The organism is Streptomyces sp. NPDC051578 (assembly GCF_044454045.1).
Taxonomy (GTDB): Bacteria; Actinomycetota; Actinomycetes; order Streptomycetales; family Streptomycetaceae; genus Streptomyces.
The window spans coordinates 58,864-75,982 of the sequence record NZ_JBITDH010000008.1 but is presented as its reverse complement, the minus strand read 5'-3'; the positions used below and the strand labels follow the sequence as shown (position 1 = coordinate 75,982).

Genomic DNA, 17,119 nt, shown 5'->3' with positions numbered 1-17,119 from the left:
CGGGAAGACGGCCTCCTCTGAGCGGTGCGCGCACTGCGCTGCCGCACGCGCTGCCCGGGCGCGTTACGCGGTACTGGGCACCGGCAGCGGGGCGGTGCCCAGCGCCGGCAGGGTCCAGCGCTGTGCGTTGCTCTGGTTGCAGTCCCAGAGCTGGAGCTGTCCCCCGTTGGCCGTGTTGCCCTGGTTCAGGTCGACGCAGCGACCGGAGACGGGGTTGTAGAGACTGCCGTCGGCTCGCGGCAGGAACTGCTGTGCCGGGTGGCCGTGGCAGGTCATGGCCTGGAGCAGCGTCCCGGGGGCGGTGCCGGCGTCCTTGGCGTCCAGGCACTTGCCCTGGATGCCGATGGTTCCGTCGGCCCGGACCTCGAACTTCTGGGCCAAGCCGCCGCTGATCTCGTTGCAGTCCCAGATCTGGATCTTCGTGGCGTCCTGCGCCAGGTCCGCGCAGCTGGTGCCGGTGAGGGTGTAGGAGACCTTCGTCGTCGCTCCCGGCGTCACGGGCGGCGCCGCGTAGGGATAGACGGCGAAGTTGCTGACACCGCCGGTGAAACCACCGAAGAAGTCAGGCTTGCCGGCGACCTGGTACCGGCCCATCGCCAGCGGGCCGGTCGCCGCCGGGCTGCTCGCGGCCAGGTGGTTGCCGGAGGCCGCGAGGGTGCCGTTGACGTACAGGCTCATCAGGCCGGTCGCGGCGTTGTAGACGGCCGTCAGACGCTGCCAGGTACCCGGGGTGTACCGGGCCGTCGTGTTGAGGGCGTCGGACCGGTCGTACGGCCAGCTTCCGTCATCGGCCGTGGCGAGTCCGAAACGCCAGTTGCCCTCGGCCGGGTCCGCGTAGAGGACGAAGGCGCTGTTCTTGGTGCCGTCCTGGCTGGCGATGAGGCCGCCCTGGGCGCCCGGTTTGGCCCAGGTGCTGAGGGTGAAGCTCTTGCGGGTGTCGACCACCGGACCGGTGGTCGTGATCGCGGAACCGGCGCCGCCGAAGGCCGCGTAGGCCGTGGTGCGGTCGCCGACCTTCTCCGAGGGGAAGGTGACGCCGGAGGTGGTCGCCGGGAACGTGCCGACCGAGCTGGGGGTGGTCGTTCCGGTCTGGCCGGTCAGCTTCCACTGGGCCTTGGGCATGTTGAGGTTGCCCAGGGTGATGGGTGTCGTGTCGACGCCCGTGACGGTCGGGTTGGTGCCGGCCGTGCCCGCGCCGTTGAACGCGACGAGCTGCTGGTTGGCGTCGACCGCCCACAGGTCCGGCAGCCCGTCACCGTTGAGGTCGCCGTTCGAGCCCACGCGGGGGTAGGCCGCCGGGTCGATCCTGCCGGTCAGCGGACCTGCCGCCGGGTCGGTGAAGCCGGTCAGGTCCGGGTTGTCCGTTGTGCCCTTGACCGAGAAGGCGTGCAGGCTCCCGTCGCTCTTGGAGCGGGCCCACAGGGTCGGGAACGCGGTGCCCTGGGCCCGGCCCGGGGCGATCAGCTCGTAGCCGTCCCAGCGCTGGTCGTTGGCGGAGAGCAGGACCGCCTTGGCCCCCAACTGATTGGTGGAGCCGGCGGTGGCCAGCCACAGGCGGCCGCTCTCGACGAAGAGGAGGGAGGTGCGCGGGAGCGCCCCGTCCCCGTCCAGGGTGTCGCCGGCCGGGGAACCGAAGGCCGCGATCTGGGTCACGTTGGCCCAGTTGGCGCCGTATCCGTTCGCCGCGCAGTCGATGGCCGTACCGGCCGGGTTGGTGCAGCCGGCGGGCTTGCCGACGGTGGTCGGGGCCTGGGTGTCGAACTGTCCGCCGATGCCGTTGTTCGTGTAGAGGTGCAGGCTGGCGTTGCCCGGCTGGTGGGCGATCAGGTCGTCGATGTCCTTGAAGCCGAGGCTGCCGCGGTGGGCGATCTGGATCGTGTTCCAGCCGTTGCCGCCGGGAGCGGGACGGATCCGGGCGTTGGGCGCCGCGGCGGGGTCGGTGCCGCCGCCGATCTGGCGGAGGTTGCCCGCCGTGTCGGGCAGCAGGATGTCGGCCTTCTTGTCACCGTCGACGTCCCCGAGGAGAGGGGCCGCACTGTTGGGGTTGGACGGCGCGTAGTAGCTGTACGCGACGGGCTGCGAGAGGTTCCCCGCGATGTCCTGGGTCTGGAGGTAGACGAAGTTGGTGCCCCAGCGGGAGGGGGTGACCTTGATGGTGGCCTGGCCGCCGGTCAGCTTGGTGACGCCGGGGTCCGTGTCGGTGCACTTCCAGCCCGTGGCAGCGGCCTTGACCGGGTCGGTGGTCCAGCGGGCGCAGGCGAGGCCGGAGCTACGGCCGCCGGCGGCCGGGGCCTTGTCGTCACCGGTGAGGGTGAAGGTGCCCTCCTGGCCGGCGAGCTTGGGGTGGGCGCCGATGGTGCCGGACTCGGGGAAGTCCGTGGAGCTGACCGACGCGGTCGGCGCGGTGCGGTCGACGCGGAAGTAGCACCAGTCGGAATCGGTGCTGGTGAGCGTCTCGTCGGTGGTGCGTGAGGTCCAGCCGTACTGGTGGCCTTCGGTCAGCCGGCCGATGTCGACGGTGACGGCGCCGTAGCTGCTGTTCCACCCCGTCGTCGCGTACGCGGTCTTGCCGGCGTTGTCGTCGTCCCAGTACTGGAACGTCGTCTGGAGCTGGCGGCCGGTGGCCGAGTAGGTGGAGGTGGTCAGGGTGATGTTGTTGTTCGCGCCGATCCAGCCCGGGTTGTCCCAGGGGTTGGCCGTACCCGGCGTACGGCAGTCCGCGTAGGAGGCGGTGTCCGCGAAGCCGGGGGTCGGAGCGCTGCGCGGCCACCAGACGGTGGGCTGGATGTCGTACGTGACCTTGACGTGAGCGGTGTTGGCGAACTGCTGCCGGTAGTACATGTTGTTCTCGTTGTCGGGCGCGAGGCCGAACGAGAAGGTGGGCCACTTGTCCCGGGCGGCGGTCACCATCTGGGACTTGACGTCGAAGGAGATCTCGCCGGACCCCGACATGGTGACGGAGCCGATCTTGGCGCAGCCCTGCATGACCGAACCGGTGCCACAGGGCTGGTGGGTCCACATGGTGGGGTTGGAGATGTAGCCGGTCAGGTACAGCCCCATGGGAGTGGGGGTGCTGGGGCTGGAGGAGGAGACCACGTTCGCGTACAGGCGGGCGTCGAGGATGACGGCGCCCTGGAGGACCGGGTTGATCCCGACCTGGAAGTACGCGCGCTCCCGGCCCTTGCGCGTGCAGGTCGAGTAGCCGCAGTAGCCGGTGGCGGGTGTGTCCTTGCCGTCACCGGTGGCGTTGTACTCGTTCGTGTCGGGGTAGGCCTCCTGGACCTGGGACCAGGCCTGGGTGCCGTTGTCGACGTCCGGGTTCCAACCCGGGTCGATGTACCAGGGGCCGGTTCCCTTGCCCAGGACGGTGGCGTCCGGAACGAGCTGGATGGTCCTGGAGTCGGTCGTCGTGGCGATCGGGGCGACCGCCGCGCCCCGGCCCGGTCCCTTCGCGCTCGAAAGGGGCGGTGCTTCGGTTCCGCTCGGGCCGGTGGCCGGCTGCCCGGCGACCGGGGCCGCCCGAAGGCCGCTGACAGCGGACTTGGCGGCCGGCGCCTGGACACCGGCAGGGCTGTTCGCCGTCTCGGCGGCCGAGTCCCAGAGCAGCGGGGAAGGAGCGGAGAAGCGGGTCCGGCCCTGGCCGTCGGTGGCCTTGAGGTTGCCGGCGCCGTCCGCGCTCACGGTGAGTCCGTCGGACTCGACGGCGAGTTGCAGCTTCTTCACGGCGGGGTCGGCCGCGGCTTCGGCGGTACGGACGATCAGCACCTGGCGCCAGCCGCCCACCGGGGTGGCGGTCAGTTCCAGGTCGACGTCGGGCAGGACGCCGCGATAGAGCGCGCCGGCTCCGTCAAGTACCGGCTCGGGAAGGGGGAAGGGGGCCTTGAGGGACAGCTTCTTGCCGTCGGCCGAAGTCATCGTGGCCATGGGGCCGCTGCCGCCGCCGGAGAAGGACAGCTTGGACGCCACGGCGACGGGGGAGACGGTTCCGTCCGGGTTCCGGCGCAAAGTGGCGTCGAGCGGCTGCCACGTGCCATCGGGCCTCTTGACCCGTTCCGGTACCGGGGTGGAGTCGGTGGTCAGGGTGCCGTCGGCATTGGCGAAGGTCTGCGAGTTGCCGGTGGTGAGGTGCCCGATGGACACCGCCTTGCCGGTGCGCTTCGCCTGGGCCCGGGCGTCCTCCACGGCCTGCGCTTCGGCGCTCGGTGCCGGCTTGCCCTTGGGCGAGGGCCAGTTGGCGTCGGCGGGACCGTGCGCACGCGTGGTGTCACCGGGCACGGCGGCCTGGGCGGGCGGTCCTGCGAACAGACCCGCCCCGAGAGACAGCAACGCGGCTCCGGCAACGGGAAGCGCCGAGCCGCGGGGAGCGCGTCGTCTGAGGCCCCCCGGTCTCGGCGTCCGTGAAAGAAAGAATGACTGCCTCACGTGAGACGGCCCCCCTGAGCTGTGAGACGGACAGAAGTCAGCCGCACCCTGTCTTCACGTCTGCAATTCTGTCAAAACGAAAATCGGTGCGGGTGTCCGCTTGGCTACGGGAAATACCGGCTTGTCTGGCAGGTGATATGGATCATGTAGGCATCTTTTAAGGAATCCCTGTGCGTGTCGAACGTGCATTCCATAGGGTGCGTTCGATCTGGGCTGACCAGGCCCGGGGAAACATCTCTTTTATGGTCCTGTGGGGGGAATCGCTTGTCTCGGCGTGCTTTTTTTGAGCGCTCGCGCGCGGGACGGTCGCGTGTCGCGGTCGTCTCGGTGCTCGCGGTGCTCGTATCCGGCCTGGGGCTTCCCCTGGCCGAGGCGGCTGACAAGCCGCCGAAGGTGTGGGTGCCACCGAAAACTCCCTTGCCCAACGCCAAACCCGTCAAGGGTGCGGATGCGAAGCCATCGGGCAAGCGAACCGACCACGGCCGCACGTGGGTTCCGGATGCGAAGGCCACAAACCCCGTCGGCGCGGCAGTCGTTGAACTGAGCCGTCCGGGAACTGCCGCCGGTGCAACCGGAGTTGCCTCGGTACAGGCAGGCGCATTGCCCGTCTGGCTGGGGCCGGGAAAGGCGGCGGCGAAGCCCTCCGCGAGTACCCCGCAGGGCGCCCCCGACGCTTCCGGCGGCGGGAGCGGAACGCTCAAGGTCGAGGTCAAGGACGAGACCAAGGCACGGGCCGCCGGTGTGAACGGCGCCCTCGTCGCCCTCACCGAGCCGTCGGGCGCCACTGCGTCCGGCACGGTGCAAGTCGGCTTCGACGTGCGGGCCTGGGCCAAGACGGCAGGCGCCAACTGGGCCGACCGCGCGCGGCTGGTGCAGTTGCCCACCTGTGCCCTGATCACCCCTGGTGCCGCCGGCTGTACGACCCGTACACCCGTCGCCTCCCACCGGGACGCCTCCGGGCGACTCGTCGCGGAGGTCGAGGCCCCCAAGAGCGCCGAGGCGGCCTCCGCCCCGGCGAATTCCGCTCTGCTGAAGACGCAGCCCGGGGCGAAGTCCGCTCCGGCAGCCGCCCCGCAGGTGCTGGCCGCCCAGGGCGTGGCCCTTGCCGTGGAGCCGGGTCCGGCCGGTGCGAGCGGTGACTACTCCGCGACTCCGCTGCTGCCGTCCGCCTCCTGGCAGGCCGGCTCCAACGCCGCGAACTTCACCTACGGGTACACCGTCGAGGTGCCGTCGTCGATCGCCGGCGCGGCGCCCGACGTGTCACTGGGCTACGACTCCTCCTCGATCGACGGCCGCACTGCGTCGACCAACGCGCAGGCGAGCGGCTTCGGCGAGGGATGGGAGTGGAGCCCCGGTTCCATCTCCCGCTCCTACAAGAGCTGCAAGGACGCCGGGATCAAGGACTCGGGTGACGAGTGCTGGGCCGGCGACATCCTGTCCCTGTCGCTGGCGGGCCATGCCGGCCAGATCGTGCGTGACGACACCACCTGTGTCTACCGCCTCCAGGGCGAGGACGGCACGAAGATCGAGCGCCTGACGGGCCAGCGCAACGCGGCTTGGAAGGGTGAGGGCTTCAAGGTCACCACCACCGACGGCACCCAGTACTACTTCGGCTCCAACCGGCTCCCCGGCGGCGACGGCACCGACCCGGAGGCCAAGTCCGTCTCCACCGTCCCGGTGTACTTCAACAGCGGCCAGGACAAGTGCCTGGGCGCCCAGACCCCGGCCAACGGCTCGTTCGTGCAGATGGGCTGGCAGTGGAACCTCGACTACGTCGTGGACCCGCACCAGAACCTGATCTCCTACCGCTACGAGCAGGAGGACAACTACTACGGACGCGGCGGCGGCCAGAACAACGGCACCGGCACCTCGACCAAGTACCAGCGCGCCTCCTACCCGACCTGGATCGGCTACGGCCAGCGTCTGCCCGATCAGATCGCGGCGAAGGGCGCGGCCAAGCCGGCAGCCCAGGTCGTCATCAAGAACGCCGAGCGTTGCGTCGTCATCGGGACGGTCACCTGCACCGACCCCGCCCAGCGCACCAAAGCGAATGCCAAGTCCTGGCCCGACACCCCGGTCGACCAGGAGTGCCCCGCCACCGGGCAGTGCCTGAACCTCTCCCCGACGTACTTCACGACGAAGAAGTTCACCCAGCTGTACACCGAGGTGTGGACCGGTACCGCCTGGCGCAAGGTCGATTCCTTCGCCTTCAACCAGTCGTTCCAGGACCCGGGTGACGGCACCGCACCCACGCTGTGGCTCGACTCGATCCAGCGCACCGGCTCCAACGGCAAGACGGCCATCACGCTGCCCGCGGTGTCCTTCCAGCCGCTCCAGATGGCCAACCGCGTCGACGGCGTCGTCAAGCGGCCGGACGGTACGGACGCATCGGCGCCGCCGTACAACCGCCCGCGCATCCAGACCATCACCACCGAGACCGGTGGCCGGATCAACGTGGTCTACAAGGCCCCCGAGTGCTCGCGCCTCAAGGGCACCATGCCGTCCTCCGAGGACGGCAACACCATGGCCTGCATGCCGGTCAAGTGGTACCTGCCGGGTCAGTCCTACCCCGACCCGGTCAACGACTGGTTCAACAAGATCGTCATCCAGTCGGTCACCCAGCAGGACATGGTCGCCGGCCAGGTCACCTCGGTGACGGACTACGAGTACGGCGGCGGCATAGCCTGGCACCGCAACGACTCCGAGTCCGCCGACCCGAAGACCCGTACGTGGGACCAGTTCCGCGGCTTCGCGACGGTCACGACCCGGACGGGCAACGGCAACAGCGCCGAGGCCCCGCGCAGCAAGAGCGTGACGACGTACCTGCGGGGCATGGACGGCGACGTCCTCGCCAACGGCAGCAAGCGCAGCGTCACGATCGGGGACGCGCAGGGCGGCACCATCAAGGACGAGGACGTCCTCTCCGGTTTCGTCCGTCAGACCGAGACCTACGACCGTGACGGCGGAACGGTCGTCGGCGACGAGGTCTCCGACCCGTGGATCGGTGCGGTCACCGCGACGCGCGCGCAGTCCGGCGGCATGCCCGCCATCACGGCCCGGGCGATGAACACGGCCAAGGTCACCTCGCGGGCCAAGCTCGCGAACGGTACCTGGCGCACCAGCCAGCGGACGTCCACGTACGACACCACCCTGTTCTCGCGTCCGCTCCAGGTCGACGACGTGAGCGATGTCTCCCGTCCCACCGAGCGCCTCTGCACCACCTTCGAGTACGCGACCGGTCCGGGCGGAGCCCTGACGCAGATCGCCTCTCGGACGCTCGTCCTGTCGGCCGCCTGCGGTCAGGCGCCGACGGCCGCCAACACGGTCGGCGACACGCGTGCCTACTTCGACGGCCTGCCCCTCGGGCAGTCCGCCGCGACCGCCGACCAGACCGGCACCGAGGTCCTGGAGACGTACGACGGGGCCGGGAAGCCGGTCTACCGCCTCAACTCCACGTCCACATACGACGCGTACGGCCGTGTCACCAGCAACACCAACAAGGTGCGCAAGGATGCCGCCCACCCCGGTGGCGCGGTCACGTCCACGGAGTACAAGCCGGCCACCGGCGTACTGCCCTCCGAGGTCGTGCACACCAACCCGCTGGGCTGGAAGTCCTCGAACACCCTGGACATCGGCCGCTCGCTGCCGTTGATCACCAAGGACGAGAACGGGCACGTCGCCGAGCGCGACTACGACGCCTTCGGCCGGGTCCTGGCCATCTGGCAGCCGGGGCAGGAGCGGGCGAACTCCTTCCTCCCGGTCCGCAAGTTCTCCTACGCGATGAACGGCACGAACGCGCCGTCCACCGTGCTGAGCCAGGCGCTCATGAAGGACGGCCAGACCTACACCTCCAGCTACACCATCTACGACGGCCTGGGCCGCGTCCGCCAGACGCAGGCCACCCCCGGCTCGGGCGTCACGGGCCGCCTGGTCACGGACGCGCTGTTCGACTCGCAGGGTCACCAGGTCAAGACCAGCGCGCCCTACTACAACGACGAGAAGGACCCGTCGGGGGCGCTGTTCCTGCCCAACGGCGGTGTCAACCCGGACAGCAAGATCCCGGCGCAGACGGTCTCGGTCCTGGACGGTCTCGGCCGCCAGACCGCCTCGGTGTTCCAGTCCTTCGGCGTCGAGCAGTGGCGCTCGAAGACGGAGTACCCGGGCGCCGACGAGGTCCGTTCGACCCCGCCGAACGGCGGCTTCGCGACGGCGACCATCACCAACGGCCTGACCTCGGTCCTGCGCCAGTACAAGAGCAACACCCCTACGGGCGCGTACGACGAGACCACGTACGTGAGCAACACCCAGGGGCAGGAACTGTCGCGCAAGGACGGCGCCGGCAACGAGTGGACCTTCGCGTACGACCTCCTCGGCCGCACGGTGAAGACCACCGACCCCGACGCGGGCACCAGCACGACCGTCTACGACGACGCCAAGAGCCTCGTCACGGCCACCGACGCCCGCGGCAAGAGCGCCACGACGGTCAGCGACCTCCTCGGCCGCACGATCGCCACGTACGAGGGCACGGCCGTCGATCCGGCCAAGCAGGTGGGCGCCTTCACCTACGACAGCAAGGTGCTCGGCAAGCCCGACAGCACCACGCGCTACGTCGGAGGAGCCGCGGGTGCCGCGTACCGCTCGGAGGTCACCGGCTACGACGGCGGCTACCGTCCGCTCGGCAGCAGGATCACGGTCCCTGCGAGCGAGAACAAACTCCAGGGCATCTACGAGACCACCAACACCTACAGCCCCTACGGTCAGCTGGAGACGACCACCCTGCCGGCGGTTCCCGAAGCCGGTCTGAAGGCGGAGACGCTCACCTTCAACGTCGACAACGCCGGCAACCTGCTGGCGCTGGACGGCATGATCGGCACCACGCTCACGCCGTACGTCGTCGACGTGCGCTACGACGCCTTCGGCCGGCCCATCCGCGGCACGGTCGGCAAGAGCGGCAAGCAGATCGTCTCGACGCTCGACTACGACCTGTCCACCGGACGCCCGGTGCGCTCGACGCTGGACAAGCAGACGGCGACCACGGCGAGCGTCGATGTCGTCGACTACACCTACAACCAGGCGGGCAAGCTCACGTCGGTCGGGAACACGCAGGACGGGACGGCCCGTGACCTGCAGTGCTTCACGTACGACTACCTGGGCCGGATGACGCAGGCCTGGACCGACACCGGCGCCACCGGCACGGCTCCCCAGCCGAGCGTGCGCGGGATCGGTGGCTGCGCCAACAGCGGCGGCCCTGCGGTGGACGGTACGGGCAAGCCGAGCGTGGGCGGTCCGGCGCCGTACTGGCAGCAGTACGAGTACGACAAGCTCGGCAACCGCACCAAGCTGGTCAAGAAGGACATCACCGGTAACGCGACCAAGGACACGACGGTCACCCAGACCTTCGGCACCGGTCCCAACACTCCCTCCACCGACCCGAAGACGGGCGGCGGCACGGGTGGTCCGCACGCGCTGATGGCCTCCACGGAGACCAGCACGGCGGGCACGAAGGTGACCTCGTACACCTATGACGCCACCGGCAACACCGCCTCGATCACCAATACGGCGGGCACCAAGACCCTGACGTGGAACGACCAGGGCAAGCTCGACAAGATCACCGGCACCGGCCAGAGCGCCGGCACCAGCTACGTGTACGACACGGGCGGCAACCAGCTCATCCGCCGCGACCCGACCAGCACCACGCTGAACCTGGGCGCGGACCAGATCACCGTGGACACGGCGACGGGCAAGGTCTCCGACGTCCGCACCTACGGCGCCCCGGGCGGCATGGCGGTCACCCGCACCACGACGGGCGGCACGTCCACCCTCGCCTACCAGGCGTCGGACCACCACGGCACCAACGGCGTGCAGTTCAACGCCTCGGACCTCTCCCAGGTCCGCCGCCCGACCGACCCGTTCGGCAACGACCGCGGCACGCAGCCGGCGCCGGGCGCCTGGGCGGGCGACAAGGGCTTCGTCGGCGGCACGAAGGAGAAGGCCACCGGCCTCACCCTCCTGGGAGCCCGCGAGTACGACCCGACGACGGCCCGCTTCATCAGCCCGGACCCGCTCATCGACGCGGGCGACCCGCAGCAGTGGAACGCGTACGGGTACTCGAACAACGACCCGGTCAACGGCTCGGACCCCAGCGGTCTCATGCGCACGCATGAGGATCAGGTCGCCTACGACATGGACCCATCGCCGGCTCCGGTGGAGGTCCACGTAGGATCCACGCCGCCCCGCCATACATCGTCGGGGTCGCATGCCGCCCAAGATTCCCTTGACAGCGCCAATGGCGAGGTGGCGAAGGCCAAGAAGCGCCGCGATGAGCTGCAGCACGCGATCATCGACGTCGTCATGGACCTGATCGGCTTCAACGACGCCCGGGACTGCTTCACCAAGGGCGATGTGATGGCCTGCATCAACACGGCCCTCAACTCGGTTCCGTGGGGAAAGATCTTCAAAGCGGTCAAGATAGGCATCAAGGCCTACAAGATCTACAAGGAGATGAACAAGGCCTACGACGCCATCCACGTCGCCGAGGGCAGGGCCGCGAAGGCCATGCAGGCATTCTCCAAGGCCAAGAAGGCGGAGGAGGAGGCGGCCGCCGCAGCGACGAAGGCAGCCAAATCAGGCGAAGGAGCCGCAGCCAAGGAATCGGCGAGCGATGCCGCCGGCACCGAGGCGAAAGCCGGCAAGGGCGAGGCCGACGCCGCGAAGAGCGAGGCGGAATCGGCCAACAGGAGCAGCGGCTCCGCCGAGTCCGAGGCCGGGGACGCCTGTCTCAAGCACAACAGCTTCCCCGCCGAGGTCCAGGTCCTGATGGCGGACGGCTCCACGAAGTCGATCGCCGATGTCCATGACGGCGACCGTGTGATGGCGACCGACCCGCAGACGGGTGAAAGCGCTGCCAAGACCGTCGTCACGACCATCACCACGCCCGACGACAAGGACTTCACCGACCTCACCCTGACCGACGACGCCGCTCCCCGCGGCCCGCCGGCAACGATCACTTCCACCCACCACCACCCCTACTGGAGCGAATCCCGCCACCAGTGGGTCGACGCGGGCGAACTCAAGCCGGGCGAAAAGCTCCGCCAGCCCGACGGCACGACCCTCAACATCACCGCGGTCCGCAACTACCCCTACGCGGTCACCACGCACAACCTCACGGTCGCCGACCTCCACACGTACTATGTGCTGGCGGGGGCCACGCCGGTACTCGTCCACAATTGCGGTGGCGGCGGCTTCAAGAACCCCGTCTCGCCGGATGAGATAACTGAGCTCAACCGCGGATTCGGCGGGATGGTCGCGGAGCGTGGAACTCCCGAGAACGTAATGATCAACGCGAGTCGCTATGGTAGCTTCTGGGAGAAGTCGGCCGTGGTGATTCGAGACATTGCCGGTAGTCACATGTTCGACAATGGAAATAAGCGAACTGCTCATGCTGTTGTATCCCAGCTAATGGATCGCAACGGCATCACCAGCGGGCCAACCTCGGATGAGCTGTGGAGTGTTATATCCAGAGTCGCCACTCCCAAAAAGGCAGGCCACAGCATGGATGTTGGGGAGATTGCCTCGATGTTGCGAGGGTATTGAGGGGAGTAGTGATGGTGGATATTGAGCTACTAATGGATCAGCTGGGGAGGGCTGGTGTCAGCGTCCTCCTCAAGGTTGACCATGAGCGCATGCAAACAGGACACAAGCCCTGGACGATGGTGATGTCAGGTCCAGGACTGGGTGGGCGCGAATTGATCCGTACGGACGCACCCACTCTTCAGAATTGCCTGAAGTACTGCCTTCGAGAGCTGAGCACGTGTCCCGGTGATTGGGGATGGCTGGAGTTGTATTCGTAGGTGCATTGAGAGGCCCCGCCGGAATGAATTTCCGGCGGGGCCTCTGCCGTGTTTGACGGCAACGGTGACGGCAACGTCAGTGGACGATGGTCGCGGCGGGTGGGTCGTCGGAGTCGTTGTCCGTCGGGCTGAAGGCGTTGCCAAGGGCGTCGATGGCTTGGCGTTGGATGCGAAGGCGGACGTGGGCGTAGACGCCGGCGGTGACGCCTATGTGGGCGTGGCCGAGGAGTTCCTTGATGACGACGAGGTCGACGCCTTGTTCTAGAAGCAGGGTGGCGGTTGAGTGGCGGAGGTCGTGGAAGCGGATGCGTCTGAGTCCGGCGCGGTCGAGGAAGCTACGGAAGCGGCGTGTGAGGTTGGCTGGGTCGAGAGGTCGGCCGGTGGGCGTGGTGAAGACGAGGCCGCTGTCTTGCCAGGCTGAGTCTGCGGCCTTGCGGTCCATGTCCTGTTGCTGCTTGTGCTCCTTGAGGAAGTGGATGCATTCGGTCGGGAGGGCGATGCTGCGTTCGGATGCTCGGGTCTTGGTGGGCAGGTGGGTGAGGCCGCCGGTGCGGGTGCGCTGGAGCGAGCGCCGGATGCTGGCGGTCCCGCTGTTGAGGTCGAGGTCTTCCCAATGGAGGCCGAGGAGTTCGCCTCTGCGGAGTCCGGTGCGGAGGGCGAGTTCGTACAGCGCGTGGAGCCGGTCGGCGCGGGCCGCGTCGAGGAACTGGCGGGCCTCCGCTGCGGTGAGCGGACGGAAGCGCCTGGGCTGGTGCGTGGTGGCCTTGACGTTGCGGGCGACGTTGCGGGGTAGTTCGTCTTCGCGGACGGCGTGTTCCAGTGCCGACTTGAGCACCGAGTGCACGTAGGTCACGGTCAAGGCGGACAGCTGCTTCTGGCAGCACTCGCTGACGGCGCAGCACTCCTTCCGTTCGGTGTCCAGGCCCTGGGCGCAGCACTGGCAGGTGGTGCGGAGTCGGTCGAGGAAGGTGCGTACGTCCTTGGCGGTGAGGCGGGCGATCTTCTTGGTGCCGAGGCTGGGGATGAGGTGGAGGCGGACGCAGGCGGCGTAGCGGGTGTGGGTGTTCTCGCGGAGTCGGTGGATGGCGACGCTGCCGAGCCAGTAGGTGAGGTACTCGCCGACGGTGCTGTCGGCAGTGGCGACGGGGAGGCCGCGGTTGCTGTCAGCGATCTTCTCGGCGAGTTTGTCTGCGGCTTCCCTCCGCGTGGCGCCGTAGACGCGGACGCGTTTGCGGGTGGCGTCGGCGGCGAGGACGTAGCCGGCGGCTTCCCAGCGGCCGTCTTTGCGCTGGTAGATGGTGCCTTCGCCGTTGGCGCGGGCCTTCTTGCGCTTGGGGGCGGTCATCGGGCGGCCTCTTCCAGGTGGCGCTGGACGTAGTCAGCGAGGGCGTGGGTGGGGATGCGGCGGGCGCGTCCGATGGTCAGGGAGGCCAGGCGGCGGGTGCGCAGGAGGTCGTAGAGGGCGGAGCGGCCGATCTTGAGGCGAGCCATGGCCTCGGGGACGGTGAGGAGTTCGTCGTCACGCATCGGCTGTCACCGCCTCTGCTCGTGTCGGGCCGCCGCCGATGAGGGTGGCGAGGCGTTCGAGGTCGGGGGTGAGGCCGGTGCCGTCGTAGGCCCAGTGGGCGAGGACGAGGGTGGTTGGTGAGGGCGGAGGGGTGTGTCGGCGGTGCCAGGCGGCGCGTGCGGCTCGGAGGGCGCTGAGGGTGGTGGAGTAGGCGCGGGTCTTGGTGGAGAAGTGGCCGCGGAAGCCGAGCATGTGGGCCCACTTGCGCAGGTTCAGGTGCTTGAGGTCGTCGTGGGCGCCGAGGGCCCAGGCGGTGCGGATCATGCGGGCGGCGTGCTCGGGTACGGACTCGAACCAGAGGTCGGTGATCTTCTTCAGCCGGTGGTCGAGGGTGCCGGTGGCGGCTTCGGTGCCCTTGGTGGCGTACTTGGCGACGTATCCGGCGACCTTGCCCTCGGTGATCGTGGTCCCGCCCTGGAAGGCGGAGGACTGGATGATCCTGATGTCGATCTGCTCGCCGAAGGCGAAGGAGCGGGTGCGACCGTTGACCTCTGATCCGTCGATGCGGGCGCGGGTGGCCGCGAGCCGGATGGCATCGGCCAGAAGTACGGGCGTGGCCCAGGCGGGTGGCGGGGTGCGGCTGCCTGTGGGGCCGTCGAGGCGGATCACGGCGTGGAAGTGGATCATTCCGCGCTGCTGGTACTCGGCGACCTTGGCATACGACACCCGGACGACCTTGGAGAGCAGTCGTTGCGGGAGTCCGGCTGCGGCGGCGATGGTGCGGCGCAGGTGGAGCATGAAGCGGGCCCACAGGGCGGGGGCGTGGGCGTTCCAGAGCACGGCGCCGGTGTAGTCGTACCGCTCGGGGTCGAGCGGGGTGCCGAGCAGTGGGTCGCCTTTGGTGTGGGTGCGTCCGCAGCGGCAGCGGGCGGAGCCGCTGGTGCGTCGCCCGTGGACCGGCCCGTACGAGGGCGCCGTGAGGGTGGCGAAGACGCGGGGGTGGGTGGCGACCTGGTCGGGGATGTTCTTGCCGCCGCGCAGGCCGGCGGCGATGAGGTGGTAGGTGTCCTGGCGGTAGAGCTCGGCGCAGGAGGGGCAGCGGGTGGTGCGGCGGTTGCCGCAGCGGACCAGCAGGTGCCCGGCGGGCAGCTCCTTGGACTTCAGTTCGCGCAGTATCTCGCCCGTGAACGCGTCGATCTCGGTGCGCTGACCTTCGAGCCGGATCGGCTGGGCGCAGCCACCGAGCGAGGATAGTTGCCGTACCACGCCGAGTAGGTTCCGGTACCCGGTGAATGTAGGTAGCGCGGCCTTGGCGGGTTCGGGGCGGGGGATTGTGGTGGTGGGGTTGTGCGGTGGCATGCTGGCGGGACCTCTCTGCGCTGCGGCACACGCGTGTGCCGTGGATGGATGGGGAGGGAGGCCCCGGCAGGGGCGAGGGTTTGGCGACTACACGCCCTTGCCGGGGATCACTGCGAAGCAGGACCAGGAGGCGGCGGTCACGCGGCCTTGTCCAGGTCGATGTGGTTGGGCAGGTCGCGGACCTTGAGCCCTTCGGCGCACATGAGGTCGTTGATCTGCCAGCAGGCTTCGGTGGGCAGGTAGACCGAGCGCAGCCGGACGGGGGTGCGCATGTCGCCGACGGAGGCGATGGAGACGCCCTGGGGCATGGTGCGGTCGGCGGCGGTGATGTCCAGTTCCCGGCCGTCGGGGAAGAGGTGCAGGAAGTCCTCGACGGTGTCGACGCGGTGGCAGATCCGGGCGGACAGGTTGGTGCGGACGGCGGTGGTGAGCACGTCGGCGGAGGGTTTCTGGGTGAGGAGCCACAGCCGGATGCCGAACTTGGCGCCCTGGCTGGCGATGGCGAGCAGCTCGGCCTCGAAGCGTTCGCGGGCCTTGCGGTCCGGGTGCCGGGTGTAGTTCGCCACCTCGTCGATCACCACGAGCAGCAGCGGCAGCTCCGGGCTGAACTCGGTGATGCGGTCAGTGCGACCGGACCAGAACAGCCGCTCACGGCGCTGCATCTCCTCGCGCACCCAGCGCAGGATCTCGGTCGGCACCTCGGGGTGGACGGCATCGGAAACCTTGTAGGCAGTACGCCACCAGGGCGCGACAGCTCCGAGGTTGGGGTCGATCACGATCAGACGCACATCCCGCATGAGCGAGGCGTAGGCGAGCAGGGTGTTGACGGTGATCGACTTGCCGGAGCGGGTGGGGCCGGCGACCAGGGCGTGCGCGGAGTATGCGAGGTTGAGCACGATAGGGGTGCCGTCCTCGTCCCAGCCGAGCAGCACGTCATCGGTGGAGACGAACTGACCCGGTCGGCACACCGGGGAGCCATCAGGACCGAGCAGCGGTGAGCGGATCACCGCCTCCAGCGGCTCACGCCGGAACCCACGCGCGACGATCACTCCGGGCTTGGGCTGGCTGATCCGGATGCGGCGCATTCCCCAGGCGTCGCACAGGCCCTCGCTGGCGTCCTGCCAGGCGCTCAGCCCGACCTGCGGCAGGGCATCGGCGGTGACGGTGACGCCGAAGGCGTCGGCACGGGTGCGCAAACGCGGCACCAGCACCTGCGGCTTCGGCTGTTGCTCCTGCGGCCCGAACTGCTGGAGCACGGTGGGAGTGGCGTCCTTGACTGCCAGGCCGAGCATCGGGGCGAGCCGCTTCCAGCCCCACCGCAGCCGCCGCGCCTGCCGCAGGCTGATCCGGGTCTCGGCGTCGGCCCGGTACCAGCGGGCGACGCAGTACCCGGCCCAGCCCAGCAGTCCGAGCACGCCGAGACAAACCACGGCCAGGAGCGCGAGCCCGAGGGGGTTGCCGCTCATCAGGCGCCCGCCTTGGCGGTGACGGCGTCGGCGCGCAGGGAGATGCCGTGCCGGTCCTTCCCGTGGATCTCGTTCTCCCAGGCCGACGCGACAAGCCCGGTGAAGACGACCGGCAGGCCGACCTTCAGGCCCTTGCCGAGACCCGGCTCCGGGACCTTCACGGTGATCACTTCGGCGCGGCCGTTGAAGGCGAACATCACGTCCACCAGGTGCAGGTGCGCGCCGGTGCCCCGGTCGATCGCGGGCTGCTGGCCTTCGCGGTCCTTGAAGTGCGGCCGGGACTCGGAGGCCAGGATCACCAGGGCCTGGGACTGGTCGATGGGCATGGTCTTCACGGCAAACCTCCAGGTAGAGGGGTGCGAGCCACCCGTGTGGGTGATCGCGTGCCGCAACCATACATTCATTCCATCCGAAGTCCATCCCTATTGAGTTCCATCCGTTCTCGCCATGGTCCATCCATCCGGCGGTTACCCTGACCCCGTGAGGCCGCTGAGCTGGTGAAACACGACAGGCAG

The 17,119-nt window shown here is 69.0% G+C and carries 7 protein-coding genes; 1 reads left to right on the top strand and 6 read right to left on the bottom strand.

What is annotated here, in order from left to right:
- Window positions 1-63: 63 nt before the first annotated feature.
- Entirely contained in the window at window positions 64-4,326 is a 4,263-nt protein-coding gene (locus tag ACIA6C_RS26840) for a ricin-type beta-trefoil lectin domain protein (RefSeq protein WP_399279603.1), read from the bottom strand.
- A gap of 696 nt (window positions 4,327-5,022) precedes the next feature.
- Here ACIA6C_RS26840 and ACIA6C_RS26835 point away from each other — a divergent pair.
- The gene (locus ACIA6C_RS26835; protein WP_399279601.1) at window positions 5,023-12,015 is read left to right on the top strand and encodes a polymorphic toxin-type HINT domain-containing protein; all 6,993 of its coding nucleotides are present in this window, start codon (window positions 5,023-5,025) and stop codon (window positions 12,013-12,015) included.
- A gap of 333 nt (window positions 12,016-12,348) precedes the next feature.
- Here ACIA6C_RS26835 and ACIA6C_RS26830 read toward each other — a convergent pair whose 3' ends face one another.
- From ACIA6C_RS26830 to ACIA6C_RS26810, 5 genes are all read right to left on the bottom strand, one after another.
- On the bottom strand, window positions 12,349-13,617 hold the full coding sequence (locus tag ACIA6C_RS26830; protein ID WP_399279599.1) for a tyrosine-type recombinase/integrase: 1,269 nt from the start codon (window positions 13,615-13,617) through the stop codon (window positions 12,349-12,351).
- Window positions 13,614-13,799 (bottom strand): helix-turn-helix domain-containing protein, encoded by a 186-nt coding sequence (locus tag ACIA6C_RS26825; RefSeq protein ID WP_257849041.1) that lies wholly within the window; start codon window positions 13,797-13,799, stop codon window positions 13,614-13,616. Before ACIA6C_RS26825 ends, ACIA6C_RS26830 begins: the two co-directional genes overlap by 4 nt.
- Complete coding sequence (locus ACIA6C_RS26820) at window positions 13,792-15,138, bottom strand: replication initiator (RefSeq protein WP_399279597.1); 1,347 nt, start codon at window positions 15,136-15,138, stop codon at window positions 13,792-13,794. The genes ACIA6C_RS26825 and ACIA6C_RS26820 overlap by 8 nt, the downstream gene beginning before the upstream one ends.
- Before the next feature lie 137 nt (window positions 15,139-15,275).
- Complete coding sequence (locus tag ACIA6C_RS26815) at window positions 15,276-16,604, bottom strand: FtsK/SpoIIIE domain-containing protein (protein ID WP_399279595.1); 1,329 nt, start codon at window positions 16,602-16,604, stop codon at window positions 15,276-15,278.
- Entirely contained in the window at window positions 16,604-16,930 is a 327-nt protein-coding gene (locus ACIA6C_RS26810; protein ID WP_399279816.1) for a hypothetical protein, read from the bottom strand. The genes ACIA6C_RS26815 and ACIA6C_RS26810 overlap by 1 nt, the downstream gene beginning before the upstream one ends.
- Between the last annotated feature and the right edge of the window lie 189 nt (window positions 16,931-17,119).